A 679-nucleotide genomic window follows, 5' to 3' on the forward strand; every position below is an offset into this window, starting at 1 on the left:
GCTTCGACAGTGATTTGGCTAAGGGTTTGGCCGTCTGCAACAATTTGGCTCAGACTGCTGTTAACTTGACTGTTAGAGTAGTCGGCATTACCGGGAATCATAGATATGCTTGCGGTATCGGAGAGCTGTACACCGTTTAACTCTGCTGTGATTACTGCGACGCCCCTTGTTTCATCTGCGGTAAAGATGACTTGATAAGTGCCGTCACCTAAATCGTTCACGGAGCTATGGCTGCCGGCAGTTGAGTTAATAATGACGGTGTCACCACCGGAAGTAAGATAGTTCCCAGTCAGGTCAATGGCTTGAAGTGTGAGGGTGGCGGTGTCGCTGCCGTTAGCCGTCAGAACAGGTGATGATGAGTTTAGTGTGCTGTTCAGGTAGCTTGCCGGGCCCGGTACAAATTGAACGGTTGCGGTATCGACAAGGCTTTGGCCATTCATAGTCCCAGTAATCACTGCCGTGCCTGTTGTGGCTGGAGCCAGTAGAGTCGCGTTATAGCGGCCATCTCCCATATCGCTTACCGCGCCTAAACTACCAAAATTGGTATTTAAAGTAACCGTGGCGCCACCCACTTCGACACTATTGCCAAAGACGTCGCTTCCTTGAACTGTGATAGTTGTAGTATTGGAGCCATTAGCGATGACGGCAGCATCGAGACTGGTAATAACGCCGCTAGAGG

At 50.5% G+C, this 679-nt stretch carries 1 protein-coding gene; it reads right to left on the minus strand.

The window, feature by feature from the left end:
• Window positions 1-679, minus strand: a 679-nt coding sequence (locus tag A3766_RS01060) for an Ig-like domain-containing protein (protein WP_156508586.1), incomplete at both ends; no start/stop codon positions are given.

It is taken from the genome of Oleiphilus sp. HI0132 (assembly GCF_001635845.1).